26 protein-coding genes are annotated in these 25,656 nt (G+C 41.4%); 8 read left to right on the top strand and 18 right to left on the bottom strand.

Annotation, left to right across the window (positions count from 1 at the left end):
* Positions 1 to 26 precede the first annotated feature (26 nt).
* Both H625_RS0103310 and H625_RS0103305 read left to right on the top strand, forming a co-directional pair.
* Positions 27 to 698 carry a response regulator transcription factor gene (locus H625_RS0103310; RefSeq protein ID WP_026858644.1) on the top strand — a complete coding sequence of 224 codons (672 nt, stop codon included), beginning with the start codon at positions 27 to 29 and terminating at the stop codon, positions 696 to 698.
* Positions 691 to 2,157, top strand: a complete 1,467-nt coding sequence (locus H625_RS0103305; RefSeq protein ID WP_026858643.1) for a sensor histidine kinase — start codon at positions 691 to 693, stop codon at positions 2,155 to 2,157. The genes H625_RS0103310 and H625_RS0103305 overlap by 8 nt, the downstream gene beginning before the upstream one ends.
* A gap of 42 nt (positions 2,158 to 2,199) precedes the next feature.
* Here H625_RS0103305 and H625_RS0103300 read toward each other — a convergent pair whose 3' ends face one another.
* The 17 genes from H625_RS0103300 to H625_RS0103220 all read right to left on the bottom strand — a co-directional run bounded on the left by H625_RS0103300 (position 2,200) and on the right by H625_RS0103220 (position 20,324).
* Positions 2,200 to 3,771 (bottom strand): glutathione ABC transporter substrate-binding protein, encoded by a 1,572-nt coding sequence (locus tag H625_RS0103300; RefSeq protein ID WP_026858642.1) that lies wholly within the window; start codon positions 3,769 to 3,771, stop codon positions 2,200 to 2,202.
* Positions 3,772 to 3,875: 104 nt separating this feature from the next.
* Positions 3,876 to 5,126: a phosphoribosylamine--glycine ligase gene (purD, locus tag H625_RS0103295; RefSeq protein ID WP_026858641.1), complete on the bottom strand. Its 1,251-nt coding sequence runs from the start codon at positions 5,124 to 5,126 to the stop codon at positions 3,876 to 3,878.
* Between the two features lie 18 nt (positions 5,127 to 5,144).
* A complete protein-coding gene (gene purH / locus H625_RS0103290) occupies positions 5,145 to 6,620 on the bottom strand; it encodes a bifunctional phosphoribosylaminoimidazolecarboxamide formyltransferase/IMP cyclohydrolase (RefSeq protein WP_026858640.1) in 1,476 nt (491 codons plus the stop codon).
* A 2-nt stretch (positions 6,621 to 6,622) separates the two neighbouring features.
* Entirely contained in the window at positions 6,623 to 7,192 is a 570-nt protein-coding gene (purN, locus tag H625_RS0103285; protein WP_026858639.1) for a phosphoribosylglycinamide formyltransferase, read from the bottom strand.
* Positions 7,185 to 8,204, bottom strand: coding sequence for a phosphoribosylformylglycinamidine cyclo-ligase (gene purM, locus H625_RS0103280; protein ID WP_026858638.1), 1,020 nt, complete (start codon positions 8,202 to 8,204; stop codon positions 7,185 to 7,187). Before purM ends, purN begins: the two co-directional genes overlap by 8 nt.
* A 2-nt stretch (positions 8,205 to 8,206) precedes the next feature.
* On the bottom strand, positions 8,207 to 9,625 hold the full coding sequence (gene purF, locus H625_RS0103275) for an amidophosphoribosyltransferase (RefSeq protein ID WP_026858637.1): 1,419 nt from the start codon (positions 9,623 to 9,625) through the stop codon (positions 8,207 to 8,209).
* Positions 9,604 to 11,772, bottom strand: coding sequence for a phosphoribosylformylglycinamidine synthase subunit PurL (purL, locus tag H625_RS0103270; RefSeq protein WP_035785084.1), 2,169 nt, complete (start codon positions 11,770 to 11,772; stop codon positions 9,604 to 9,606). The genes purF and purL overlap by 22 nt, the downstream gene beginning before the upstream one ends.
* Before the next feature lie 76 nt (positions 11,773 to 11,848).
* Positions 11,849 to 12,976: a 5-(carboxyamino)imidazole ribonucleotide synthase gene (gene purK / locus H625_RS0103265; RefSeq protein ID WP_026858635.1), complete on the bottom strand. Its 1,128-nt coding sequence runs from the start codon at positions 12,974 to 12,976 to the stop codon at positions 11,849 to 11,851.
* The gene (gene purE, locus H625_RS0103260) at positions 12,963 to 13,445 is read right to left on the bottom strand and encodes a 5-(carboxyamino)imidazole ribonucleotide mutase (protein WP_026858634.1); all 483 of its coding nucleotides are present in this window, start codon (positions 13,443 to 13,445) and stop codon (positions 12,963 to 12,965) included. The genes purK and purE overlap by 14 nt, the downstream gene beginning before the upstream one ends.
* Before the next feature lie 148 nt (positions 13,446 to 13,593).
* Positions 13,594 to 14,361, bottom strand: a complete 768-nt coding sequence (locus H625_RS0103255; RefSeq protein ID WP_026858633.1) for a putative hydro-lyase — start codon at positions 14,359 to 14,361, stop codon at positions 13,594 to 13,596.
* Between the two features lie 8 nt (positions 14,362 to 14,369).
* Positions 14,370 to 15,581: an NRAMP family divalent metal transporter gene (locus tag H625_RS0103250; protein WP_026858632.1), complete on the bottom strand. Its 1,212-nt coding sequence runs from the start codon at positions 15,579 to 15,581 to the stop codon at positions 14,370 to 14,372.
* A 14-nt stretch (positions 15,582 to 15,595) separates the two neighbouring features.
* On the bottom strand, positions 15,596 to 16,360 hold the full coding sequence (locus H625_RS0103245) for a LamB/YcsF family protein (protein WP_026858631.1): 765 nt from the start codon (positions 16,358 to 16,360) through the stop codon (positions 15,596 to 15,598).
* 12 nt (positions 16,361 to 16,372) lie between these two features.
* The gene (locus H625_RS0103240) at positions 16,373 to 17,719 is read right to left on the bottom strand and encodes an acetyl-CoA carboxylase biotin carboxylase subunit (protein WP_026858630.1); all 1,347 of its coding nucleotides are present in this window, start codon (positions 17,717 to 17,719) and stop codon (positions 16,373 to 16,375) included.
* 2 nt (positions 17,720 to 17,721) lie between these two features.
* On the bottom strand, positions 17,722 to 18,153 hold the full coding sequence (locus H625_RS0103235) for an acetyl-CoA carboxylase biotin carboxyl carrier protein (RefSeq protein WP_026858629.1): 432 nt from the start codon (positions 18,151 to 18,153) through the stop codon (positions 17,722 to 17,724).
* A gap of 4 nt (positions 18,154 to 18,157) precedes the next feature.
* On the bottom strand, positions 18,158 to 19,147 hold the full coding sequence (locus H625_RS12460; RefSeq protein ID WP_051238951.1) for a 5-oxoprolinase subunit C family protein: 990 nt from the start codon (positions 19,145 to 19,147) through the stop codon (positions 18,158 to 18,160).
* On the bottom strand, positions 19,137 to 19,865 hold the full coding sequence (gene pxpB, locus H625_RS0103225; RefSeq protein WP_026858628.1) for a 5-oxoprolinase subunit PxpB: 729 nt from the start codon (positions 19,863 to 19,865) through the stop codon (positions 19,137 to 19,139). The genes H625_RS12460 and pxpB overlap by 11 nt, the downstream gene beginning before the upstream one ends.
* Positions 19,866 to 19,898: 33 nt before the next feature.
* Positions 19,899 to 20,324, bottom strand: coding sequence for an SRPBCC family protein (locus H625_RS0103220; RefSeq protein ID WP_026858627.1), 426 nt, complete (start codon positions 20,322 to 20,324; stop codon positions 19,899 to 19,901).
* Between the two features lie 150 nt (positions 20,325 to 20,474).
* Between H625_RS0103220 and H625_RS0103215 the strand changes: the two genes are divergently transcribed.
* The 6 genes from H625_RS0103215 (at position 20,475) to H625_RS0103190 (ending at position 24,562) form a co-directional block, all read left to right on the top strand.
* The gene (locus H625_RS0103215) at positions 20,475 to 20,903 is read left to right on the top strand and encodes a GNAT family N-acetyltransferase (protein ID WP_026858626.1); all 429 of its coding nucleotides are present in this window, start codon (positions 20,475 to 20,477) and stop codon (positions 20,901 to 20,903) included.
* 32 nt (positions 20,904 to 20,935) lie between these two features.
* The gene (locus H625_RS0103210) at positions 20,936 to 21,541 is read left to right on the top strand and encodes a CDP-alcohol phosphatidyltransferase family protein (RefSeq protein WP_026858625.1); all 606 of its coding nucleotides are present in this window, start codon (positions 20,936 to 20,938) and stop codon (positions 21,539 to 21,541) included.
* Positions 21,538 to 22,476: a phosphatidate cytidylyltransferase gene (locus H625_RS0103205; RefSeq protein WP_026858624.1), complete on the top strand. Its 939-nt coding sequence runs from the start codon at positions 21,538 to 21,540 to the stop codon at positions 22,474 to 22,476. The genes H625_RS0103210 and H625_RS0103205 overlap by 4 nt, the downstream gene beginning before the upstream one ends.
* 9 nt (positions 22,477 to 22,485) lie before the next feature.
* Positions 22,486 to 23,112 (top strand): lysophospholipid acyltransferase family protein, encoded by a 627-nt coding sequence (locus H625_RS0103200; protein ID WP_035785081.1) that lies wholly within the window; start codon positions 22,486 to 22,488, stop codon positions 23,110 to 23,112.
* The gene (locus H625_RS12455) at positions 23,112 to 23,651 is read left to right on the top strand and encodes a hypothetical protein (RefSeq protein ID WP_169516109.1); all 540 of its coding nucleotides are present in this window, start codon (positions 23,112 to 23,114) and stop codon (positions 23,649 to 23,651) included. The genes H625_RS0103200 and H625_RS12455 overlap by 1 nt, the downstream gene beginning before the upstream one ends.
* A gap of 140 nt (positions 23,652 to 23,791) precedes the next feature.
* On the top strand, positions 23,792 to 24,562 hold the full coding sequence (locus tag H625_RS0103190) for a class I SAM-dependent methyltransferase (protein ID WP_026858622.1): 771 nt from the start codon (positions 23,792 to 23,794) through the stop codon (positions 24,560 to 24,562).
* Positions 24,563 to 24,696: 134 nt separating this feature from the next.
* Here the strand turns inward: H625_RS0103190 and H625_RS0103185 are convergent, their stop codons facing one another.
* Positions 24,697 to 25,590, bottom strand: coding sequence for a YitT family protein (locus H625_RS0103185; protein WP_084135704.1), 894 nt, complete (start codon positions 25,588 to 25,590; stop codon positions 24,697 to 24,699).
* Positions 25,591 to 25,656: the final 66 nt, after the last annotated feature.

Below are 25,656 nucleotides of genomic sequence, written 5' to 3'. Positions count from 1 at the left end.
CATACAATAATATTGAGGTGTCGTATATGTCTGAGAAAATATTAGTCGTCGAAGACGATAAGGATATTCAGGAACTGATTGTTCTGAGTTTAAGCACACAAAATATCGGCTGTATTCATACTGCCGATAATATAGATGAAGCAAAAAAATTTCTGCTCAGCCATAATTTCCATGTTGTGCTGCTAGATTTAAATTTAAAATCCGAAAATGGCTATCAGCTTTTAAAATATATTAATACAGCTTACACAAAAGTCCTGATTGTTACTGCTAAAGATAGCGACCTTGATGTGTACAAAGGTTTTGAAAATGGTGCAATTGATTATATCAAAAAGCCGTTTGATCCGATTGAACTTGCTTACCGCGTTAAAGTTCATATCAAACCATCACAAGTTTTAAAATTCAGCCATCTGAGAATTGACAGAGCTTCGGCAGACGTTTATAAAGATCAAAAGCTAGTTAATTTGACTGCCAGAGAATATGATTTACTGCTCTGTTTTTCTTCCAATAACAACCAGATTTTATCCAAGGAGCAGCTGTACGCAAATGTGTGGGGTTACGACACAGCTGCAGATGATAATACACTAATGGTTCATATAAGAACCTTGAGGAAGAAAATAGAAATTAATCCGAATAAGCCTGAACTCATTAAAACAGTCAGAGGACAGGGCTACATTTTCAGGGGCAGTATTTATGAATAGACGGTTTACTTTAATATTCATAAAATATATTTCTGTTTTTCTTGCACTTAGTTTTTTAGTAGTGATAACAGGGCTCGGTTTATTTATGTACTATGCTCTAAATGTGTTTGCCCCATCTGCTGATACGATGGAAGCTGATGATTTAATCTATGCTGTTGAAGAAAATAACGGCAGCTACTCCTTCAGCGATAATTTTAAAGAAGAACTTGAAAAGAGCGACTATACCGCATTTATCGTTGATGATAATGCTGATCCAATATATCCGAAAATAAATCACAACATCAAAGATGATATTATTGAAAATTTATCCGGTGTAGTTGCACTGCCATATAAAAAGCACGAGCATTTTATTATGATAAGCGAAAAACATAATAGTGAAATGCCTAAAATTAATAACCCGGACGAAATAAATACCGCACAGCTAATTGACAGTTTATACACGCATAACTACAACAGCTATGAGCATTATATAGAAGATAGCAATCTGAAATTTACCGAAAGCATGACTCAGCAGGACTATACGTACACTGATGAGTTTACCGACGGTGATATAGCTATTTTTAAATTAATCGGGATTTTATTTATTGCTATTCCGCTTCTCTTAATCATTTTGACTATTTTTATGGCTGTGATGCTTACACGAAAAATCAGCCGCCCTCTATTTTTCTATGCAGACTGGCTGACGCAGCTGTCTGGAGGACAGCTTTATAAACCAAGTTCTGACCATAATCGCAGCAAGTCTCAAAAAATGTATAAAGACCTCGATGAGGCCGTAGATAAATTAAACACGCAGCTGCTAGCTGATAAACTGTATCGCAATCAGATTGATTACTACAGAGATAAGTGGCTGAGCCAACTGTCACACGATTTAAAGTCACCGCTCACTTCGATATACGGATATACTAAAGTCCTGCCTTATTTTCCTGACGATCAGGAAAAATATATATTGCTGATTTCTGACAAAGCAAAATATATGGAGAATTTAATCGATAGTATAAACAGCAACTTTAAATTAGAAACTTCTCAGATGGAAATTGATAAGGATATATTTTCGCTGACGATTGTTCTTCAAGCCGTAATAAATACGGTCGGATACGATAAAATTAACGTCATAAATGAACTGGATGCTGATCACTATTACGGCAATAAACTGTATATCGAGAGAATGTTTATTAATCTTATAGAAAATAGTCTCGATCATAATAAGACTAATCCAGATATAAATATTCATCTGTCAGATGAAGAAAACAATATCTGCATACAATACAAAGACAATGGTGTCGGTATGGATAACTATTCTGCAGAGAACTTTATGAAACATGGGATTACATCTAAAAATAGCAGTAAGAATCACGGCATTGGATTTTCTGTAATTAAGGATGCTATTGAATTCCATAACGGCTCATTTACAGTTATACCTGCTGAAACAGGTGTGCATTTCAAGATCGATTTACATTAAAAAATCCTTCGGCTCATTTCAGCCGAAGGATTTTTCTTTATTCTACTCTAAATCTTTAAGGTAAGGGAAACTGCTCGGATACTGGTAGTAACCGTCTAAGTCAGAGTTGATCCCCGTTAATAATTTCGTATGGAATACCGGAATTAACGGCTGTTCATCAATGATAATCTGCTGTGCATCTTCATACATCTGCAGACGTGTTTCCTCGTCCATTTCTACACGTGCGTTATCGAGTAATTCATCGACTTCAGGATTCGAATATCTCGTTCTGTTTCCTGGTGCACCAATGTTGTCTGAGTGGAACATCGGATATAAGCCGTAGTCCGCATCAAGTGTTACAGTTCCCCAGCCACCCATGAACATTTCATGATCGCCGTTCGCTGTATATTCCTGGTATGCGCCGGCTTCCATCAGTGAAATTTCAAGGTCTACACCAATTTCAGACAGCACTTCCTGCATATAAGTTGCAACGTCCTGGTGTGTTCTTGAGTTCAGGACGACTTCTGCACTAAACCCTTCAGGATGGTCGCTTGCTGCCATGTATTCTTTAGCCTGCTCAAGATCATACTCAATTGGCTCAAGATCTTCACTGTAGCCGTATACTGTCGGGTTTAACGGTGTTTCTGCTTTTTCATGAATACCAACTAAAATGTTTTCGATAATCGCATTTTTATCAATTGCTGATGCGATAGCTAATCTTACATTTTCATCGTTGAATGGTTCTTTTTCTGTGTTGAATCCCAAGTACGTCATATTCGCACTTGGGCGCTGCTGTACTTCGCTGCCTTCGTTAGCATCTACTTGTGCAACGTCGTTCGGGTCCATCGGATAAATAATATCTGCGGTACCTGAAGTTAATTCTGCAATACGTGACTGGTCTTCCGGTACGGCTCTGAAGACGATTGATTCAGGCTTTGCCGCTTCTCCCCAATATTCTTCATTACGTACTAATGTGATTTGTTCACCTTCAGCAATATCTTCAAATTTAAAGAATCCCGTACCAATTGGTGTGCGGTTAACTTCAGTCAGCGGGTTGCCGCCTTCTTCCATTTGAGCGTAATCCGCATCGATAACTTCTTTACTGATCATGTGGCCACCCGGATGTGCCAAGTGAGCAGGGAGTGCTGCAAATGGTTCATTTGTATGTATTTGAACCGTATAGTCGTCAATAATTTCTACGTCAGAGATTTCCGTAAACAGGAATGACAGCGGTGATGCAACTTCTTCGTCGCGTACGCGGTCAAGGTTGGCTTTTACAACTTCTGCATTGAAGTCGCTGCCGTCATGGAATTTAATTCCTTCACGGAGTTTAAATTCCCATGAAGTATCTGAAATCTGTTCGTAGCTTTCAGCAAGACCGGGCTCTAATTCAAGGTCCTGGTTAAGTTTTACAAGTGTTTCGTAAATATTCGTCATCACATAAAGTGAATATCCGTCGTTTGCTGCATGCGGATCAAGTGAGTTCGGCAATGACATAATACTGAAGTCAATTGCTTCCCCTCCCGCTGATTCACCCTCTGAATCAGAAACTTCTTCTTCAACATTGCTGTCGCTCGTACATGCTGCGAGCATCAAAATAAATACTGTCATGAACAGCATTAATAATTTTTTCATTATTGTTCCTCCAATTTTTAAAATCCATATTATTATACTATGAATTAAAACATTCCGCTACACCCATTTTTTGTAATAAAAAAACAGATGAAATAATCACCTGTTTACACGCCTCGTTCTCCGATATCATTACGATAAAATAACGACTCATTATTAAATTCAATCTGCTCAGTGTTTTTGTACGCTATCTGCTTTGCTTCTTCAAGCGTACTGCCTCGTCCGGTCACGAGCATCACTCTGCCGCCGGCAGTTTCATAACGGTCATCCTGAACATGCTTAAGCCCGCTGTTGAACACAGCATCCTCAAGTTTTTGAGGAATAATAACTGACGCGCCTTTTTCATAAGCTTGAGGATAGCCGTTACTTGCTAAAATCACACCGAGCATAGAGTCAGTGCTGAACTCGAGTTTATAGGGTTCTTTTTTTCTGACCGCTTCCAGTACATCGATAAAATCCGATTCAAGGAGTCCTAACAGTACCTGGGCTTCCGGGTCACCAAAGCGCGCATTAAACTCAATTGTTTTAACGCCGTCTTTAGTAATAATCGCACCGAGATACATAACACCAAAATAATCTAAGCCTTCTCTAACCATTGCAGTCGCCATCGGTTTAACAATATTATTGATTGCTTCTTCTATAACATCTTCTCCGATATGCGTAACAGGCGCATATGCCCCCATGCCGCCGGTGTTTGGCCCCGTATCTCCGTCAAAAGCACGTTTATGATCCTGTGCCACAATATCGAACGGCAATGTATATTCACCGTTAACAAGCACCATTAAGCTGAACTCCTCACCTTCAAGGAATTCTTCAATTACGACTGGGTTATTTTCACCTTCCGCAAACATTTCTTTAAGAGCATCAAGTGCTTCAGTTTCAGTCATTGCAACCGCAACACCTTTACCTGCAGCAAGCCCGTCTTTTTTAATTACTATCGGTGCGCCCTGTTCTTTCACGTAGTCCGATGCATCGATTAAATTCGTGAATGCCTGATATTCAGCAGTCGGAATGCCATATTTCAACATAATATCTTTTGCAAAGGCTTTGGATGATTCTAGCTGTGCTTCCAGCTTTCTCGGACCAAATACTTTCACTCCGGCCGCTTCAAGGGCATCGGCGACACCTGCGTTAAGCGGTGCTTCCGGTCCGACAACCGCCCAGCTGATATTTTCCTGTTTTGTAAGCTCAACGATGTATTCAATATCAGAATCCTGAATACCGCTGTGCACAGCTGCATATTTTGTCATGCTGCTGTTGCCGGGTACTGCATGAATATTTTTTGTATGTTTTGACCGGCTCAGCGTTTTAACGAGAGCATGCTCCCGTCCGCCGCCGCCAATTACTAATACATTCATTAGTTTCGCCCTCCAGTATTAATGTTTGAAATGACGCATTCCTGTAAATACCATTGCAATACCGTGCTCGTTGCAAAAATCAATTGATTCATTATCGCGTTTAGAACCGCCCGGCTGGATAATTGCTTTAATGCCGTACTGATGTGCATTTTCTACCGTATCCGGCATTGGGAAAAATCCGTCGCTTGCAAGGACAACATTTTCTCCAAGCTCAATCGCACGCTCTGCAGCAATTTTCAAGGCGCCGACGCGGTTCATCTGTCCTGCACCGATTCCCACAGTCTGTTTACTGTTGGCGAGTACTATCGCATTGGATTTCACGTGTTTCGATACTTCCCAAGCAAGTACCAGAGCTTTTAGCTGCTCATCATCTGGTTTTTTTTCTGTGACATATTCAAGCGAGTCTTTATCGAGTTTTCCAGTGTCGCGCGACTGCACGAGATAACCGCCAGATACGCTGACAAACTCATCCTGAACAGCTTCTTCAGTGAAATCAACTTGTAAAAGACGAATATTTTTCTTCACTGTTAAAATATTTAATGCTTCTTCTGAGAAGTGCGGAGCAATAATCACTTCTAAAAATACTTTGCTTAATTTTTCTGCAGTTGGCGCGTCCACAGTCTTATTAAGCGCAACAATGCCGCCGAATATAGACTGGTTATCAGCATCAAATGCATTTTGGAAAGCATCGCTGAGCGTATCACCTGTACCAACACCGCACGGATTCATATGTTTTACAGCAACTGCTGCCGGTAAATCAAATTTCTTCGCCAGCTGAAATGCACTGTCTGCATCTCTTAAGTTGTTATAGCTGAGCTCTTTGCCGTGCAGCACATCTGCATTAAGAATCGTGTTTTTATCGTCTGAAGTTTTAACGTATTTGGCCCTTTGGTGCGGGTTTTCACCGTAACGGAGCGTTTTTTCGCTCTGTGCGAAGAAGTTTACAATTGCCTGATCGTAGTCATTCGTATGACGGAACACTTTAATCATCAGCTGTTTTCTAAAATCTTCATCAAGCGCATTATCTTTAAGACGTTCCAGTACTTCATCGTAATCAAACGGATCAACAACTGTTGTGACGTGCTTATAGTTCTTCGCCGCTGCACGAAGCATAGTCGGACCGCCGATATCGATATTTTCTACAGCATCGCTTTCAGTGACATCTGCTTTTCTGACTGTCTCTTTAAACGGATACAAGTTGACCGCAACTAAATCAATCGTTTCTATACTATTATCACGAAGGTCTTTCATATGCGCTTCATTGTCACGGTCTGCTAAGATGCCGCCGTGAACAGCCGGATGCAGTGTTTTAACACGGCCATCCATAATTTCATTGAAATCCGTTAAATCACTCACCTGATTGACAACGATATCCGCTTCCTGTAATGCTTTAAACGTGCCGCCGGTTGAATACAGTTCATAGCCTTGTTCAAGCAGCCCTTCAGCAAATTTTTCTATGCCTGTTTTATTTGATACGCTCAGCAATGCTTTCATAGTTAGACTCCTCCATCCAGTACTTTCTTCAGTGCGGCAGGGTATAGTTCATACTCCGCCTGATGTATTTTTTCTTCTAATGAAAGAAGCGTTTCATCTTCTTCTATTATAACTGCAGTCTGTGCAATAATTTTACCTGTATCAATGCCGGCATCGACAAAATGAACTGTCACACCGGTCACTTTTACGCCGTAATTATAAGCATCTTCGATACCATTTCTGCCTTTAAAAGACGGCAGCAGCGATGGATGAATATTAATAATCCGATTTTTATAGAAGTTAATAAATTCAGCCGATAAAATTCTCATAAAGCCTGCGAGTACAATATAATCAATATTAAAATTTGAAACTGCTTCTGTTACAGCAGTTTCAAATTCTTTTTTTGCTGAATATTTACTGCGGTCGATAATTATATGAGGAATATTTAATTTCTCTGCCCGCTTAACGGCATAGGCATCCGGACTGTCTGCGATTAAAATTTTAATCTCAAACCCTGCCTCAGCGCTTTTTAATGCAAGGTTCTCAAAATTCGAACCGCCGCCGGAAACGAGGACAGCTATATTTTTAACCATTAATTTTAATTCCAGCCTCAGCAGTAACCTCACCGATTACGCTGCTTGTATAATCAAAATCTTTCAGTATCTCAAGTGCTTTATCAGCTTCGTCTGCAGGGACGGCGATTATAAAACCAATCCCCATATTAAAGACGTTGTATGCTTCTTCATCTCTCACGCCGCTCTCTTCCAGCAGCCATGCAAGTACTTTAGGCACTTCAATATTTTTAACATCGAGACTGACGCCCAGATGATCCGGCAATGCTCTCGGAATATTTTCAATAAATCCGCCGCCGGTAATATGGCTCATCGCTTTAATATTGACTTTATGTTTTAATGCTTTAACTTCTTGTGCGTATATACGTGTCGGCTCAAGCAGCAAATCGAGCAGCTTATCACCGTTTAAGTCAGCTGTGACATCAATATTGTTATCCGCAATAATTTTACGGACTAAACTGTAGCCGTTTGAATGAATGCCGCTTGATGCGAGGCCAATAATTTTATCGCCTGCTTCAACAGATGAGCCGTCAATATATTCATGTTTCTCAACTGCACCAACAGCAAATCCCGCAATATCGTATTCGCCTTCGCCATACATTTCACCCATCTCGGCAGTTTCTCCGCCGATTAGTGCACATTCGGACTGAACGCATCCTTCAGAAACACCTTTAACAATTTCACCGATATGTTCAGGGACTACTTTGTTCACAGCTATATAATCAAGGAAGTATAACGGTTCTGCACCAGTTGTAATAATGTCATTTACACACATTGCAACAGCATCGATGCCGATTGTATCGTGACGGTTATAATCAATTGCAAGCTTCAGTTTCGTACCGACACCGTCAGTACCTGACACGAGCACAGGCGCTGTCATATTTAGCTGTGACAGATCAAATGCTGCACCAAATCCTCCAAGACCTCCGATTACTTCCGGACGCATCGTACGTTTTACATGCCCTTTCATCTGTTCGACCGCTTCATATCCGGCATTAATATCGACACCGGCTTTTTTATATTGTTCAGACATCGTTATACTCCTTTCGTTTTCGCATCTTTTTCCTGCGGCAGCAAGCCATCAGTATTTTCAATCGGATAATTCCCTGTAAAGCACGCATCACACTGTCCGCGTGAACCGTATTTTTCATATACTTCATGCATTTTTTCTACGGATAAATAAGTTAATGAATCTGCACCAATTTCTTCCCGCACCTCTTCAGTTGATTTCGATGAGGCAATAATTTCCGCATGCGTCGATACATCGATACCGTAATAGCATGGATTTTTAAGTGGCGGTGATGACACCCCCATATGCACTTCTTTAGCACCCGCTTTTTTCAAAGCTTTGACGATAAATTTACTCGTCGTCCCCCGCACAATGGAATCGTCGATAACAATGACGCTCTTACCTTCAACGATATCTCTGACCGGAGACAGTTTCATCCGGACTGCACGTTCACGCGCTTCCTGTCCAGAGGCAATAAACGTTCTTCCGACATAGCGGTTTTTTAATAGACCCTGTTCGCCCGGAATTCCTGATTCATCGCTGAATCCTTTAGCCGCAGCAAGACTGGAATCAGGCACGCCGATAACCATATCCGCTTTAATATCCATTTCTTTTGCCAGTTCTTCACCGAGCGCTTTACGAATTGTATATGTTGACGTGCCTCGGAACTCTGAATCTGCACGTGCAAAATAAATGTATTCCATAGAGCACATATTCGGATTTTCAAAATCTGTATAACGATCAAAATCAATACCCTCGTCGCTTATTGTAATGAGTTCACCCGGTTCAATATCACGGATGTACTCCGCACCAATTGAAGTAAATGCACACGTTTCGCTGGCTACGCAGTATGCGCCGTCAAGCGAACCGAGCATCAAGGGACGGACACCGTGATCATCCAGCGCGATCGTCATTGCATCTTCATGTAAAATAACAAACGCAAATGCGCCTTTCAGCTGCTGAAGCGTTGTTTTAATACGCGCTTTTCTCGTCGGTCCTTTCGCACGTCTTAATAGATGAGCAAACACTTCCGAGTCGGAAGTCGTCTGAAAAATTGCGCCGTCGTCTTCAAGTGCGCGTCTAATTTGCAGTGCATTAACGATATTGCCGTTATGTGCCAGACCAAGATCGCCAATATGGCTTTTAAATAAGAATGGTTGAACGTTTGATAACGCACTGGAGTCGCTCGTTGCATAACGCACGTGACCGATTGATTTGGAGAATGGTCTTAATGATTCAAGCTGAGTTTGTGACAATGCTTCAGTCAAAAGACCCATCCCGCGTGCGCCGAACAGGTAATCACCGCCGGAAGCGACGATACCCGCCCCTTCCTGACCGCGGTGCTGGAGGCTGTGCAGTGCCATATACGTTAAATCGCTGGCTTCGGGATGTCCCCAAATACCAAAGAGTCCACATTCTTCATTTAGTCCTCTGAGTTCATACATGACGGGATTGCCCCCTCCCATGCGCTTCTGACATCTGATAAATTACGGTTAATTTCAAAATTCTGTGCAGTGACGATAAATTTATCGCCTGCTAGTTTACCAACTTCAACTGCACCTTCAATATCGAGACCTGCCGGTGCTGCAACAATATAGTTTGATGCACCTTCCGCGAATAGCAAGTCTTTACGTACATCTAAGTTTACTTCAAGACCGATGTTGTTAAAGCTTGCAAGCTGTGCAAGTTTTGCAATCAGACCGCCGCGTCCAAGCGGAGCGATTTTATTAATTTCTCCATTAACGAGTTTTTCACGCAGCATCATTCCACGTTTGTACTCAAGTTCAAGATCGATTGAACGTGTTGTCTGGCGTATAGTATTTTCAAGATGTTTTTCAAGCTGGCTTCCTGAAAATGACGATGTTAAATCCCCAACTAAGTAAATGGCGTCTCCATCGTTTACACTTTCGTGTTTCAGCTGATTAATATTATCGATTAACCCAACCATTCCGATAACCGGTGTAGGCAGAATCCCGCCTGTGCTGTGTTCGTTGTAAAGACTTACGTTACCCGAAACAACCGGTGTCGACAGTGCAAGACATGCTTCGGCCATTCCTTTAGTCGACTTATCCAGCTGGTTGTATATTTCAGGTTTTTCAGGAGAACCGTAGTTCAGGCAGTCTGTCATGCCTAACGGTACAGCGCCTGTTGCGATAATGCTTCTGAATGTCTGTGCAACAACTTCTTTACCACCATTGTAAGGGTCGGCAAAGACGTAACGGCTCTTGCCGTCAAGCACCATACTTACTGCTTTATCAGTACCTTCAATCTGTACAATCCCCGCGCCGAAGCCTGAGCTTTGAACGGTATTACCGCCTGCTGTACTGTTAAAGTCATTGTAAATATATGATTTATCCGCAAGTGTCGGATGTGTAATTAATTTATCAAAAGCAGCTTCTAAATCTTCATTGCTGTAGTCTGTACGCGCTTCATCCTGCTCAGGCTCAATACCTTCTAAAATATAAACAGGTGCATCATCCGACAGCGGTGCAACCGGCAGATCCGCAAAAACTTCATCTTCATAGTAAAGTTTCAGACGGTCTCCTGCTGTGACTTCCCCGATTACTGCAGTATCGAGCTGCATTTCTTTAAACATGTTTAAAAATTTATCTTCAGAGCCCTTTTCAACGACTAGCAGCATACGCTCCTGCGTCTCCGACAGCATCATTTCGTACGGTGACATATCTGCGTGAGTCACAGGTACTTTATCCAGATACAGATTCATTCCCGAATTTCCCTTATCTGCCATTTCGGCACTCGAAGACGTCAACCCTGCTGCACCCATGTCCTGAATTCCGACAAGTTCTTCCATATCGATTGCTTTCAGTGTTGCTTCCATTAAAATTTTACCGGCTTCGGGATTACCTTTTTGAATTTCAGGACGGTTATCATCGCTCAGTTCACCTGATGCGAAGCTCGCACCGTTAATGCCGTCTCTGCCTGTTGGGAGACCGACATATACAACCTGATTGCCGATACCTTTTGCTGTTCCTTTTTGAATTTTATCATGAGTAATTAAACCGACACCCATTGCGTTCACAAGCGGGTTTTCATGATACGATGCATCGAATTCTACTTCACCGGATATTGCCGGCAATTCCATCGTATTGCCGTAGTCCGCCATACCGTCAACAACACCGCGGAGCAGCCACTTGTTCTGTTTGTTATCCAATTCGCCAAAACGCAGTGAATTTAATAAGCCAATTGGACGCGCACCGATAGAAACGATATCGCGGACAATACCGCCGACACCTGTCGCCGCACCCTGATACGGGTCTACAGCTGACGGATGGTTATGAGATTCCACTTTAAAAACAATAGCCTGATTATCACCAATATCCACAACACCCGCACCTTCGCCGGGTCCCATTAAAACATGCTCGCCTTCAGTCGGGAACTGTTTTAAAAATGGTTTTGAGTGTTTATAAGAACAATGTTCGCTCCACATTGCAGAAAAAATACCAGTCTCAGTGTAGTTAGGCTCTCTGCCTAAAATTTCATTAATTTTATCGAATTCTGAATCTGTTAAGCCCATTTCCGCATAAAGTTTCTGTTCTTTAATTTCCTGGTTTGTCGGTTCATTGAATTTCATCTTTAATTTCCTCCAGCTTATTGTAGAATTTAGTATTCGCTTCAATCAGTGCCTCACGTTTATTAACGGTAAAATATTATTCTGTTTCTTTTTCAAAAGTCGTTTTCAATTTTTCAAGTTCAGCTTCGATATCATCGGTTAAAACTGTTACATGTCCCATTTTTCTTGCCGGTTTACGGTCTGATTTGCCGTACAAATGAACATTCCATTCGGAATAAACAAACAATTCAAGGTCCAGTCGGTCTAAATCTTCTCCGAGCAAGTTCATCATGATTGCATCTTTGTGCTGATAAACTTCCGGCAATGGCTGGTCTGTCACGCTTAGTATATGTGCATCGAATTGGCTGATGTTACATGCCTCAATTGTGTAATGTGCTGAATTATGAGGACGCGGAGCAATTTCATTTACGTACAGTTCCCCGTCCTGATCTATAAAGAATTCGATTGTAAATACGCCGACGAACAGCATCTCTTTCATAATTTTATCAGCTTCAGCTTTCGCCTTTTCAAAATAATCGACTCTAGCCGGTGCAATTGTCCGGTATAAAACCTGATTGCGGTGAAGGTTTTCCTGCAGCGGGAAATAAATTATCTCTCCACTTGCACTCCGTGCTGCAGTCAATGATACTTCTCTCGATAAATCTATATATTTTTCAACGATAAATGCTGTATCTTCAAATGGTATATTTTCATTTAATAGTTCCTGTTCTGAACTGATATAATACTGGCCTTTGCCATCGTAGCCGCCTGTTGTCGTCTTCACAATTAACGGATATGAATGTATTTCAGCAAATGCTTTGACATCTGCTTCAGATGAAATATTTTCAAATGGCACTATACTCGCACCCGACTCTTTAATTGCATTTTTCTCAGTCGTGCGGTTTTGCAAAGTAAGTACTGTTTCTGCACCCTGAGGCACGTAATAGTCAGAGACGAGTTTTCTTAAAATATGTGCATCAATATTTTCAAATTCGTATGTGACAACGTCTGACATGTCACTTAATTTAATCAATGCTTCTTCATCGCTGAAATCAGCGTGGATAAAAGTATGGCATACAGAACGTGCCGGAGCATCTGCTGACGGATCGAGCACTGCAACTTTGTAACCCATGCGCTGGGCACTTTGTGCGAGCATTTTTCCAAGCTGTCCGCCGCCGATAATACCAATTACAGCTGCCGGATATAATCGTCTACTTAAGGTCATTTTGCATATCCTCAACTTTCTTTTCGAGACTTTTCGTGTATTCTTCCAGTTTAGCGAACACTTCAGAGTCCGATATACCAATCATTCTTGCCGCCATCAGCCCTGCATTTTTAGCGCCCGGGACACCGATCGCCTGCGTAGCCACTGGAATTCCTCCCGGCATTTGTACGATGGACAATAACGAATCCATACCTTTTAACGATTTTGACTCTATCGGTACACCGATTACAGGTGCGTGTGTTAATGAAGCAATCATGCCGGGCAGATGCGCTGCACCGCCGGCTCCGGCAATAATAATATTGATGCCGGCTGCTGTCGCATTTTTTGCATATTCAACCATCATTTCTGGTGTGCGGTGTGCACTGACTACTTTCGTTTCATAGCTGATTCCGAAAAAATCCAGCATTTCAGCACTGTGTTTCATCGTTTCCCAGTCTGACGAGCTGCCCATAATAATACCCACTGTCATCTTATATGCACTCCTATTTAACGAACATTATTTATAATATTAATTATAATGTACGTATATTAAATGTCAATACTTAAATATTTATGATTATCGTCCGTTTTTGACCCACATTATACTTAAATACAAAAAACCGGGCAGCTGCCCGGTTTCAGTTTTTATACTCCTCATTATTAATATCAGTAATAAACATATGTCCCGGAGCATGGCTGATTAAAATTTCGGGTTTTGCATTCAGCACGACATTTTGAGGTGTCACACCGCATGCCCAAAACACCGGCACTTCATCCGGAGCAATGTCGATTCTCTCACCATAATCAGGTTCGTCGATATTTTTTATACCAATCTTTTCGGGACTTCCGACATGCACAGGTCCGCCGTGCATGTTCGGAAATTCATTTGTAATACTGACTACCTGATCGACAAGTTCCTTCTTGAATGGACGCATTGACACGACCGTCTCTCCTGAAAAAATTCCTGCAGGTACAGTTTCAATGTTCGTTTTATACATCGCAACGTTGCGCCCTTCATCAATATGTTTAATGTTAATGCCGTCATCTAGAATTGCCTGCTCAAATGTAAAACTGCAGCCGATTAAAAATGTAACAAAATCATCACGCCAGTAATCTTTAATATCGCTGACTGTTTCAGTCAGCTCGCCGTTTTTATAAATATTGTAAAGAGGAATATCCGTTCGAATATCTGAGTTTTTCGCATATTTACTAATAAACTCACCCGCCTCCAGTACTTCAATAATCGGCACCGGCTTATTATTACGCATCGCAAATAACAAAAAATCAAAAGCATATTCTTTTGGCAAAATTGCTAAGTTCGCTTGTACTTTATCCCCCGAGATGCCGGAAGTCGGTCCGGTATGCTCACCAGTTCTGATAGCCATTCTAATATTTTCAGTATTCATTTAATCACCTACCCATTCCATAATGCTGCAAGACCCTGCAGTGACATAAATCCTGCAATTAATGTAACGATTACTGCGATAACACCGAATACTATCATCCATGTCGGATGGTGGTAATTTCCAACGACGCTCTTCTTACGTGAAGCAAGAAGTATTGCACCGAGCGTAATCGGTAAAATCAGTCCGTTGAATGAACCTGCCAGAATAAGCAGTGTCACCGGACGTCCGACAAATAAGAAAATCAATGTCGATGTCGCAATAAAGACGACGATGACGATGTTGTTATAACGGTCAAACACCGTATTAAATGAACGCATAAAGCTCGCACTTGTGTATGCTGCACCGATTACAGAAGATAATGCAGCTGCAAGCAGCACAATACCAAATATTTTCATGCCGATATCACCAAGTGCAAATTGGAATACAGATGCCGGCGGATTTTCTTCTGATAATACCGCACCTTGTGTCAGCACGCCGAGTACTGCCATGAACAGCAGCACACGCATAACACCTGTCGTTAAAATTCCCCAGTTGGCTGCATGGCTGACAAAACGCAGATTCTTCTCACCCGTCATACCCGCTTCGATTAAACGGTGGGCACCGGCGAAAGTAATGTAACCGCCGACAGTTCCCCCGACTAGTGTAATAATCGGCAGAAGCATCGCTATCGGATCTTCCGGCATAATCGCTCTTTTCGCTGCTTCAGCAACTGGCGGCTCTGAAATAATCATTACATAAGTAACGATACCAATCATCAGTACACCAAGTACCTGCGTCACGATATCCATAACGGCACGGCCGTTTTTAATTAAGAATATAATAATTGCGAAGATGCCTGTAATTGCGGCACCAACCCTTACATCCCAGCCGAAAATCGCATTAAAACCAAGTCCCGCACCGGCGACGTTACCGATGTTAAATGCAAAGCCGCCGATGACGATAAGTACTGCAACCAGTGAACCGAGTCCCGGAAACACTTCGTTCGCTACATCCTGTCCGCGTTTCCCGCTGACTGACAGGACGCGCCATATATTAAGCTGTGCACCGATATCGATAACGATAGAAGCTAAAATTGCAAAGGCGAAACTCGCCATAAACTGCTGTGTAAATACTGTTGTCTGTGTTAAAAATGCAGGTCCGATTGACGATGTTGCCATCAGGAACACTGCACCGAACAGCAGCCTGCGCTGTGCGGCTGTAATTTTCGGTTTATTCTCCATAAGTGCACCCCTTCTTATAACGTTTCGATAGAAATCCCTTTTTCTTCAAGCTGCCGTCTGATTTCTTTAACAAATTCCAATGCTTTTTCCCCATCACCGTGAACACATATGCTGTCTGCTTGAATCTCCACATCTTTACCGTTTATACTCTCTACTTTACCATCGGTAATCATACGGACAACCCGCTCTGTCGCAAGGCTGCTGTCGGTAATCATTGCACCGTTTTTACTGCGTGATACAAGTGTGCCATCATCTTCATAGGCACGGTCTGCGAACACTTCATTAATCACGTCAAGACCGGCAGCTTTCCCCGCTTGAACTAAATTGTTATTCGCAAGTCCCATCAGTTTTAACTTCGGATTAAAATCTTTAACCGCCTGTGCGATAACACGCGCTAAATTTTCATCTTTAAATGTTGCATTGTAAAGTGCACCATGCGGTTTCACATGGTTAAGTTCAAGGCCATATGTCCGGGCAATACCGTCAAGTGCAGACAGCTGATAAAGCATAATAGCGTGGACTTCATCATCAGACAGCTCCATATAACGGCGCCCGAAGCCCATTAAATCCGGAAATCCCGGATGTGCACCAAGCCCTGTTGAACCTGACTCTTTAATGCGTTTAACTGTTTCAATCATAACGACGGGGTCGCTTGCGTGAAATCCGCATGCTACGTTTGCCGAGGAAATCAGCGGAATAATTTCAGCGTCGCTGCCTACTTTATAATTACCGTAACTCTCTCCGAGGTCAGCATTTAAATCAATCGTTAATTTACTCAATTAAATCATCCTTTACTCAATAATATTTTCTGTATGAATAAACTTAATATCGTAATCATTTTCTAAAACTTTCGGATGTCCCGCAAGGTAATACTGAAAATCTAAATTCGTCTTAATCGGTTCGATCACAGTTTCACCTAAGACAAGCTTCAGTTTGAATAGTGCATCTTTACGGTTGTCAGCTTTAACGATAATTTTAGCAATCATCGAGTCGTAATAAGGCGGAATGGCATAACCGTTGTAAATATGCGTGTCCACACGGACATTTCTTCCTAGACCGAAATGTAATTTATCAATTTTACCAGGAGACGGCATAAAACGATTATCCGGATCTTCCGCATTAATGCGCGCTTCAATTGCATGGCCTGAAAGTTTTACTTGATCCTGTGTAATACCGATATCATTATTAAATGCCACGTTAATCTGTGCTCTGATAATATCGATGCCGGTCACTTCTTCTGACACTGTATGTTCAACCTGCACACGTGTATTCATCTCGATAAAATAAAATCTTTTTTCCGCTGCGACATATAAGTATTCAATCGTTCCCGCACCGCGGTAATTTAGCTTGGCAATCGCCTGACGGGTCGTTTCTGTAATATCATCACGTTCTGACTCACTGAGAATTGTCGCCGGTGCCTCTTCAAGCAATTTCTGGTTGTTTCTTTGAATTGAGCAGTCCCGTTCAAATAAATGAATAGCGCCCCCCTTGCCGTCACCGATAACCTGGATTTCAATATGACGCGCTTTCGGGATGTATTTTTCGATGTACAGACGATCATCATTAAAGGAGCTTTTCGCTTCTTTTTTTGCTTCATCATATAATTTATCAACATCTTCATCGCTGTGTGCAAAACGCATTCCTTTACCTCCGCCGCCTGATACGGCTTTAATGACGATTGGATAAGTAATTGTTTCAGCAAGTTTTTTCACTTCATCTTTTGACTTCACAATGCCGTCACTGCCAGGAATAACTGGTACGCCTGATTTTTCCATCGTCTGGCGCGCCATGGACTTGTCGCCCATCTTTTCCATAGTTTCAGGCGCCGGTCCGATGAATATCATGCCGAGTTCTTCGGTGCGCTTAGCAAATTCAGGTGTTTCCGATAAAAATCCGTAGCCCGGATGAACCGCATCTGCTTTAGCCATTAATGCAGCCTGCAGAATATTATCAATATTTAAATAGCTGTCGGCACTTTTCGGTCCGCCGATGCAGTAAGCCTCATCCGCCAGTGCAACATGAAGGCTGTCCTTGTCGCCGCTCGAGTAAACCGCAACGCTGGCAATATCCATCTCTTTTAACGTGCGGATAATTCTGACAGCAATTTCACCGCGGTTCGCAATTAAAACTTTCTTCATTGTTACGCCTCCTCTGGACGTACACGTATCAAGACGCCGCCAAATTCCACAGCATCTCCATTTGCTACTGTAATTTCTTCAACTACGCCTGCCACGTCACTTTTCACATCATTGAACACCTTCATTGCTTCGATAAAACCGATCTGATCGCCTTTTTCGATTTTATCTCCTACTGAAACGAATGTCTCTTCGCTGTTTTCATCTTTCTGATTATAAAAAGTACCGATTTGTCCTGCTGTTATTTCCACCAGCCCTGAAGATACTGCATTCTGTACAGCCGGCGAAACCGCGTCGCCCTGCTGTAGAGATTCCGCTGAAACTGCTGATCCTTTCTGTTCAATATGAATATGCGTGTCATCATCCGAGATGCTGAGCACTGCCAAATCTTCTTCTTTTAATAACTTAACCAATTTTTTTATCTCTTTAAAATCCATCGTCTTATCCCTCCATTAATTGCGCAATACTTAATGCATCCCGTCGTCTTGCATGTCCAAATTTCACCGATGTTTCAATATAAGTGCCGTCTGTTAAAGCTGTCAGACTGTCTTTATACAGCCTTGCAGCTTCTTCAACACTTATTTCTTTAAATGTCACTGTCTCACCCGGTTTTTTCTGGGCAATTTTAGGCAGGTCGACTTTCGCGACAGTACCGATTTTTTTATAACCACCTGCAGTCTGTCTGTCTGCAAGCAGAATAATCGGCTGTCCATTTTTAGGCACCTGAATACTTCCGAACTGCGTCGGTTCACTTAGAATATCATTATCATCCGCTGCTTCAACCGCCGCACCGTCAAGACGGCAGCCCATCCGGTCACTGTCTTTCGTTACAGTATATTCACTTGTTGTGAATAACTTCTTATTATCATCATCAAATCTGTCATGCTGCTGGCCCGGAATAAAACGTATTTCATTGCCTTCGGCCAGTTCTTTAGTTGTTTTTCTAAAATGATGCTCGACCGTTTTTTCTTTAACCGGTAAAATATCTCCGGCTTTAAGTAATCTTCCTTTAAAGCCGCCCATATTGCTTCTTGTATGTGTTGCATAACTCCCCAGTTCTTTTTGCAGATCCAGTCCGCCGCTGAAAGCGGCATATGTACGGGCACCTTTTGCAGCACCGCCCAATTTGACGATATCACCTTTAACAAGGTCTACAGCAGCCCCGGTATCAAATGGCTGATCATTGATTGTCAGTTCCATATCCGCACCCGAGATCGCCATACTTGTACTGTGCAGCACTTCAAAAGTCACACCGTATAATGTCATTTCGAGCACAGCACAGTCAAAGTCGTTGCCGAGCAGTGCATTTGCAAGGTAATAGCTTTCATAATCCATTGCGCCTGCAGGTGTGAACCCGTAAGATTCATAGCCGTAACGGCCGGAGTCCTGCACCGTTGTAAACAATCCTGGATTTATTATCTTAAGCGCCATTTGCTTCACCTCTGTATTCAGTCTCAACTGTATATTCACCTTTACCGTATGCTTCTTTTATCCGGTCATATTCTGCTTCATCAATTACCGTATAAATAATTCTGTCGCCGGCTTCATACAGAATCGCATCTTCCCGGCTGCTGTCATACAACGGCACGGGTGTTCTGCCAAGAAGATTCCAGCCGCCCGGAGAATCAAATGGATACATGCCGGTCTGCTGTCCGCCGATACCGACAGAACCCGCCGGAATATTAGTTCGCGGCGACTCCAGTCTCGCTTTAAACAGTTTCTCATTAAGCCCTCCGAGAAACGGAAAACCAGGCATAAATCCGAGCATATAAACAAGATACTCTGTGTCGCTGTGCATATTGATTACTTCTTCTGGTGTTAAGCCGTTTTCTTTAAAACGTTCGATATCCGGACCAAACTCCCCGCCGTAGCAGACCGGTATTTTAACGACTTTATATGCATATTCCATATCTTTTAGTTCAGCTAAATCCAGCGTTTTTAAAGCTGCTGTTATTTTATTTGAATCTGCTTTAAGCACATCAAAATAAATAATCAGACTCGTATAAGATAAAACGATATCAGTAATACCTTCTAATTCCAGCTCAGTGACAGCCGCTTTCAGCTGCACGAGCTGTCTGTTAATTTTTTCATCAACTTTGCTGCCCAAATTAATCGTCAGCGCATCTTCTGCGTACTGTTTTACTTCCATTCCTGATCTCCTCCCGTTTAATGCATAGAGATGTTAGTTACCCTCAAGTCTCTTCATATCTTCGTTAAACTGTTTTTTAACCGCAGGTATTTTAAGTGCATAGAGTGCAAAACTCACCGCTGAATCAGTAAGAAGTTTTACCGATATTGTCACTTCAGAACGATCTTCTACCGGAACGATATTGAACATCGTTACTAATGTTCCCGCCGGAATTTCTAACTCCATCTCGATCCTTCTATCCGCTCTGTACTGGACGATTTCAGCTTCAACAGCATCACCATTGTATTGAAGTATTCCTCTCGTCCCCGCTTCCCTCGAGTTTTGAGTATTGTTTATGTACTCGATATCCGTTAATTTTGCTATAGTATTTAATAGTTTCTCATCATTATTAATCGTATTGAATACCGCCTCCGGCGACATATTTATTTCATGATGATAAAAATATAATTGAAGCTCCATTAACAACACCCTGTTTCTAAAGTATTTTATTTACATTTCACTTTTCTTTGAAACCGTATACAGTTATGATTATAAACAAATAGACGACATCTTTCAATATCTGAAAATTCTTGATATAATTAGTTACTTACATTAATTACGGGGTGAATCATGGTCACTATTACAGCTCGGAAAAACATGTCACAGGACGATGTCTTCGAACTCTACACTTCCGGAGACACTGAACTTTATACTGATTACGCTCAGCTTTACAGCAGCATTTTAAATTCTGATTACTGCATCAGTGTAATCGATGATGATCAGCTGATCGGTCTTATCCGCTCCAGCGGCGACGGAAATTATAACCAGTATATTGCTGAGATTGTGATGCATGCAGGTTATCCAACGCACGGCATCGGTTCAAAGCTGCTCGATGCATATTTAACAGCAGCAGCAGATGTCCGTAAAATTTACATACTCTCACATGAACATTACCGCACTTCTTTTTCGAGAACATGGCTGCAGTACAAAGGCTTTAAACTCATCGCAGAAAACGACAATATTATATTGTATCTGCTCGATCGGGAAATTAAATATTAGCTTTTGGCTATAGAATATTGGAGTGATTTTAAATGATCAGCATTTATGAATTAAAACCAAAATTCCAGCAGATGCTTATGCCGCTCGTAAATCTTCTTCACAAAAATCATGTCACCCCGAATCAGGTGACAATATCAGCATGCCTATTATCAATAATTATAGGTGTGCTTTTTTATTTTAATTATGAATCATCATGGATCTATGCTGTCATTCCGGTATTCATGTTTGTCCGTATGGCGATGAACGCTATTGACGGTGTTCTCGCTAAAAAATTCAGCTTACAAAGCCGCCTCGGAAAAGTTTTAAATGAACTGACAGATGTCATCAGTGATACTGCATTATTCATTCCTTTTTTACTCCTCACTCAAACCTTACCGGTGAGCGTAATTATTTTTATCTCACTATCAATTATTAGTGAAATGGCAGGAGTGCTGTCGGAAGTCAATTCAGGTGAACGGCGTTATGATGGACCGATGGGTAAAAGCGACCGCGCATTTTTAATCGGTGCTGTTGCAGTATTCCTCCTTTTCAATGTACCGCTCGAACCATACTTGCATATCGTGTTCATTATCGCCTCAATATTAATAGCAGTTAATATTTATAAACGCACAGTCGGCGGACTGGAGGAAACACAATGAATATAAACTTACTGACAGATGAAGTCCTGTACGTCTTAATTGGCATTGTTGCTGTGCTGATAATTTCTACGCTTATTACTAAAATAATGAAGCAGAAAAATAACTCGAGCGGATTGAAAGAAGTTGAGATGCGCATCCGTTCATGGTGGGTAATGTTCATCATTTTTACATTCGCTCTGATTATTCATTCAACAATTTCACTCATCTTTATGGCACTGCTTTGTTTCCTCGCTTTAAAAGAATATTTTTCACTCATTCCGTTTAACCGCGCACACCGGCTTGTTCTGTTCTGGGCGTATATGACGATTCCTGTACAGTTCTCTTTAATATATCTAGGATGGTACGGAATGTTTATCGTGTTCATTCCTGTCTATATGTTTCTGCTTATTCCTATTCAGGCAATTATTGTCGGGGAAACTAAAAACTTTCTCCGTTCCATCGCAACGGTGCAATGGGGAGTCATGCTTATGGTTTTCGGACTGTCTCATCTGGCCTTTTTGCTCGTTCTGCCAGGACGTGAGGACAGCGTCGCCGGTGCGGGTCTTGTACTGTTTTTAGTAGTCCTTACACAGGCGAACGATGTTGCACAGTTTATATGGGGGAAATTACTCGGCAAAAAGAAAATTATTCCAAAAGTATCTCCGAACAAAACGTGGGCCGGATTTATCGGCGGCGTGCTGACTACAACAGTACTCGCTGTTATTTTAGCTCCCTTAATTACACCATTCTCTCTTCTTGCGAGCATCATCGCCGGCTTGTACATCGGCTTAACTGGTTTTATCGGCGACGTTAATATCTCTGCATTAAAACGCGATTTAAATATTAAGGATACTTCAGCAATCATTCCCGGGCACGGCGGGATACTGGACCGTGTGGATTCACTGACATATACAGCACCGCTGTTTTTCCACTTTACGAGATACTTCTACTTTTAGGTGATGATTATGAAAAATATACTGTTTGCTCTGTTAGTAAGACCAGTCATATTATTTATCTTAGGTTTAAATATTAGAAGAAAACATAAGCTGCCGGATAAAGGACCCTGTGTAATTATTGCAAACCATAACAGTCATCTCGATACACTAGTGCTGATGTCTTTATTCAGAGGGAAAAGCTTTGCGAAGGTCCGCCCAGTTGCAGCGGGTGATTATTTTATGAAGAATAAGTTCCTCGCCTTCTTCTCGACGAAAGTCATGAACATTATTCCGATAGAACGGAAAATGACACGCGACTTCAGAGGAATGTTCAAGCCTGTACTTGAAGCCCTGGACGACGACGGCATTATTATATTATTTCCTGAAGGATCCCGCGGTGAAGCAGAACAGCTGAGTAAATATAAGAGCGGTATTTATTATCTAATGCGTGAAAAACCGGAAGTGCCAATAGTTCCGCTGTTTATTCACGGTCTTGGTAAAGCACTGCCGAAAGGTTCATTTGTTTTTGTGCCGTTCTTTGTTGATATCTTTGTCGGAGATATATTTTTCTATACCGACAACCGCAATGATTTTATGGTTGAAATGAATGAACGTATGGACGCCTTGCAGAAGGAAGGACAATTTAGCGAATGGTAATGATAATAATTATATTTATATGGGGACTCGCTGAAGCAACGTGGTTTTTTATCATTCCGGATGTGATTTTGTCGCTGTATGCGCTTCGTACGAAAAGATTTAAATATGTTGTATATGCGAATATAGTCGCCGTCTCGGGGGCAATGCTCGGCGGTATAATAATATTTATATGGAGCAGTCTGCATTCTGAGTCTGTCGAAACAATGATGCTCAGCATTCCTGCTGTTCATGATTATATGATAGAACATGTCCATAGCTCTATGTCAGACAACACATTTACCGCACTGATCACTGGCCCGCTCTTCGGTGTACCATATAAACTATTTGCTTCAGCTGCCCCGGAGCATACAGGAATCTTACTGTTTCTCGTATTTACAATTCCAGCAAGGCTGCTGCGATTTCTATCTGTATCTGTCATCGCCTATGTGCTGTCACATTATGTCTTTAAGACACTCTTTATGCGTATGAAAATTATAATATGGTTTGTTGTGTGGCTGATTGTTTACATCATTTACTTCAATATACACAGTCCGATTTAAACTTTAGCCCCTCATATACATAACTTAAATTTATACATTTTAATAATATTGAAATCTTTACTTATTATATAATGGTGATAAAATTAAATAGAAATAGATATCTAATTATTCAGTCATAAAATGATAAGGGGATGGTATTTATGGATATTAAAGAAGATGTTAAAAAACAGTTCGCAAGGAGTGCTGATTCTTACGTCAGCAGTAAAATACACCGTCTTGGCGGTGATTTGAATACATTAATAGAAATGGCACAGACTGAAAAGTCGGACCTTGCACTCGATGCTGCGACAGGCGGCGGACATACAGCGAATGCGCTCGCTCCGCTTGTTAAGCGTGTAACTGCTCTCGATCTCACACCGGAAATGCTTGCTTCTGCCGAAAAATTCATTACGGGTAACGGCCATACCAATGTAGAATTTGTCGAAGGCGATGCTGAGAACATGCCTTTTGAGGATGAGACATTTGATATTGTTACTTGCCGTATTGCGCCCCATCACTTCCCAAATATTACAGAATTCATAAAGGAAGTCTCCCGTGTTCTTAAACCTGGCGGTCGTTTTCTTTTGAATGACAATGCCGCTCCTGAAAAAGATGAATTTGACCATTTCTATAATAAAATCGAAAAGCTGCGTGACTATAGTCACTTCAGGGCGTGGAAAAAATCGGAGTGGTTCCAAATGCTCGAACTGGAAAACTTTGAAATTTCCGAAATGCACCGTTTTGAGAAACACTTTGAGTTTGAAGACTGGTGTACCCGTATGCATCTAACCAATGATGAGATTGAAAAACTTACTGATATTATGGTGAACGCTAATGAAGATGTAAAACGAAAATTCCGAATCGAGGAGCAGGATAATCAAATTGAATCGTTCCAGGGAGAAGCTGTACTTTTAAGTGCTGTTAAACGATAAAAAGGGCGGGGACAAAAGCCCTGAGAAAATAAAAAATATTTGTTATAGACGAAATCCGTACGTTATTCTCCAAGGAGTCTAACGTACGGATTATTAGTTTTAGAAATATTTTTGGTCCAGCGCTTTTAAATATATTAAATCAGGTAATTTCCAAGTACACTGTTTACATCGTGCACGACGACAAACGCCTGATCGTCATTCGCTTTAATAAGTCGTTTCAAGCGGTTAAGCTGTGATTTATTAATAACAACAAATAATATATCTTTTTCTTCTTTTGAATAGTAGCCGTGTCCGTCTAATATCGTAACACCACGATGTATTTTCGTATTGATTAAGTTTGCAAGCAGGTCCGGATCTCTTGAGATAATCGTGACTGCCTTTTTCGGATTCATACCTTCAATAATGAAGTCCATGACTTTTGTTGCGATATATAAGGCGATAACTGTTAAGAGCACCTGCTCAAGGGACATTACTGTCAGTCCGATTGTAATTACAATTAAATCGAAGAACAGCAGTGCATATGAAACGTTGACATCTAAAAATTTGTTAGCCATCTTTGCTAAAATTGTCGTCCCTGCTGTAGTTGAACCAATACGGATAATTAACCCGATCCCCATACCGATAAACAGTCCGCCAAAGACTGTATTGATTAAAATTTCGTCTGTTTGTATATGCCAGGATTCCGTTACCCACAGGGAAAGCGATGTCATTGGAATCGTAAATATTGTATACAGCATCGCGCGTCTGCCTAAAAACTTAAAGCCGACGATAAGTATAAGGAAGTTCATTATTAAGTTTGATAATGCTGTCGGTATACCGTAGGCATAAAATAAAATAATCGAGAGACCGATGAAACCGCCCTCACCGAGGTTTCCTGCAATCATAAAGCTGTTAACCCCGATAGCGAAGAGAAATGATCCTACGATGATGGTCAGAACGTTAATTAACGTCTGTACAGTGAACTCTGAATTAAATGATAGTCTTATCTTTTCGAACCGGGTATTCTTTAAAGCTTTTCTGATTTTCATGCATATCCCCCTTTGATTACTTATACTTTTTCTATGTTATATTACTTTAACATATCTTTCAACGCA

The sequence above is a fragment of the Jeotgalicoccus psychrophilus DSM 19085 genome (genome assembly GCF_000425845.1).
GTDB classification, from domain to species: Bacteria; Bacillota; Bacilli; order Staphylococcales; family Salinicoccaceae; genus Jeotgalicoccus; species Jeotgalicoccus psychrophilus.
Note: the sequence above shows the minus strand (reverse complement) of the source record. Positions and strands in the feature narration are given on the sequence as shown.

Bases quoted from the DNA above. Each gene is read 5' to 3' on its own strand.
- H625_RS0103305 (WP_026858643.1), top strand. From the start codon at position 691: ATGAATAGACGGTTTACTTTAATATTCATAAAATATATTTCTGTTTTT.
- H625_RS0103220 (WP_026858627.1), bottom strand. From the start codon at position 20,324: ATGGAGCTTCAATTATATTTTTATCATCATGAAATAAATATGTCGCCG.
- H625_RS12455 (WP_169516109.1), top strand. From the start codon at position 23,112: ATGATAATAATTATATTTATATGGGGACTCGCTGAAGCAACGTGGTTT.
- H625_RS0103200 (WP_035785081.1), top strand. From the start codon at position 22,486: ATGAAAAATATACTGTTTGCTCTGTTAGTAAGACCAGTCATATTATTT.
- H625_RS0103215 (WP_026858626.1), top strand. From the start codon at position 20,475: ATGGTCACTATTACAGCTCGGAAAAACATGTCACAGGACGATGTCTTC.
- purF (WP_026858637.1), bottom strand. From the start codon at position 9,625: ATGTATGAACTCAGAGGACTAAATGAAGAATGTGGACTCTTTGGTATT.
- pxpB (WP_026858628.1), bottom strand. From the start codon at position 19,865: ATGGAAGTAAAACAGTACGCAGAAGATGCGCTGACGATTAATTTGGGC.
- H625_RS0103190 (WP_026858622.1), top strand. From the start codon at position 23,792: ATGGATATTAAAGAAGATGTTAAAAAACAGTTCGCAAGGAGTGCTGAT.
- purM (WP_026858638.1), bottom strand. From the start codon at position 8,204: ATGTCTGAACAATATAAAAAAGCCGGTGTCGATATTAATGCCGGATAT.
- H625_RS0103185 (WP_084135704.1), bottom strand. From the start codon at position 25,590: ATGAAAATCAGAAAAGCTTTAAAGAATACCCGGTTCGAAAAGATAAGA.
- purH (WP_026858640.1), bottom strand. From the start codon at position 6,620: ATGAAAGCATTGCTGAGCGTATCAAATAAAACAGGCATAGAAAAATTT.
- H625_RS0103235 (WP_026858629.1), bottom strand. From the start codon at position 18,153: ATGGATTTTAAAGAGATAAAAAAATTGGTTAAGTTATTAAAAGAAGAA.
- purN (WP_026858639.1), bottom strand. From the start codon at position 7,192: ATGGTTAAAAATATAGCTGTCCTCGTTTCCGGCGGCGGTTCGAATTTT.
- H625_RS0103210 (WP_026858625.1), top strand. From the start codon at position 20,936: ATGATCAGCATTTATGAATTAAAACCAAAATTCCAGCAGATGCTTATG.
- purD (WP_026858641.1), bottom strand. From the start codon at position 5,126: ATGAATGTATTAGTAATTGGCGGCGGCGGACGGGAGCATGCTCTCGTT.
- H625_RS0103300 (WP_026858642.1), bottom strand. From the start codon at position 3,771: ATGAAAAAATTATTAATGCTGTTCATGACAGTATTTATTTTGATGCTC.
- H625_RS0103240 (WP_026858630.1), bottom strand. From the start codon at position 17,719: ATGAAGAAAGTTTTAATTGCGAACCGCGGTGAAATTGCTGTCAGAATT.
- purL (WP_035785084.1), bottom strand. From the start codon at position 11,772: ATGAAATTCAATGAACCGACAAACCAGGAAATTAAAGAACAGAAACTT.
- H625_RS0103255 (WP_026858633.1), bottom strand. From the start codon at position 14,361: ATGAATACTGAAAATATTAGAATGGCTATCAGAACTGGTGAGCATACC.
- H625_RS0103250 (WP_026858632.1), bottom strand. From the start codon at position 15,581: ATGGAGAATAAACCGAAAATTACAGCCGCACAGCGCAGGCTGCTGTTC.
- purE (WP_026858634.1), bottom strand. From the start codon at position 13,445: ATGACAGTGGGTATTATTATGGGCAGCTCGTCAGACTGGGAAACGATG.
- H625_RS0103310 (WP_026858644.1), top strand. From the start codon at position 27: ATGTCTGAGAAAATATTAGTCGTCGAAGACGATAAGGATATTCAGGAA.
- H625_RS12460 (WP_051238951.1), bottom strand. From the start codon at position 19,147: ATGGCGCTTAAGATAATAAATCCAGGATTGTTTACAACGGTGCAGGAC.
- H625_RS0103205 (WP_026858624.1), top strand. From the start codon at position 21,538: ATGAATATAAACTTACTGACAGATGAAGTCCTGTACGTCTTAATTGGC.
- purK (WP_026858635.1), bottom strand. From the start codon at position 12,976: ATGACCTTAAGTAGACGATTATATCCGGCAGCTGTAATTGGTATTATC.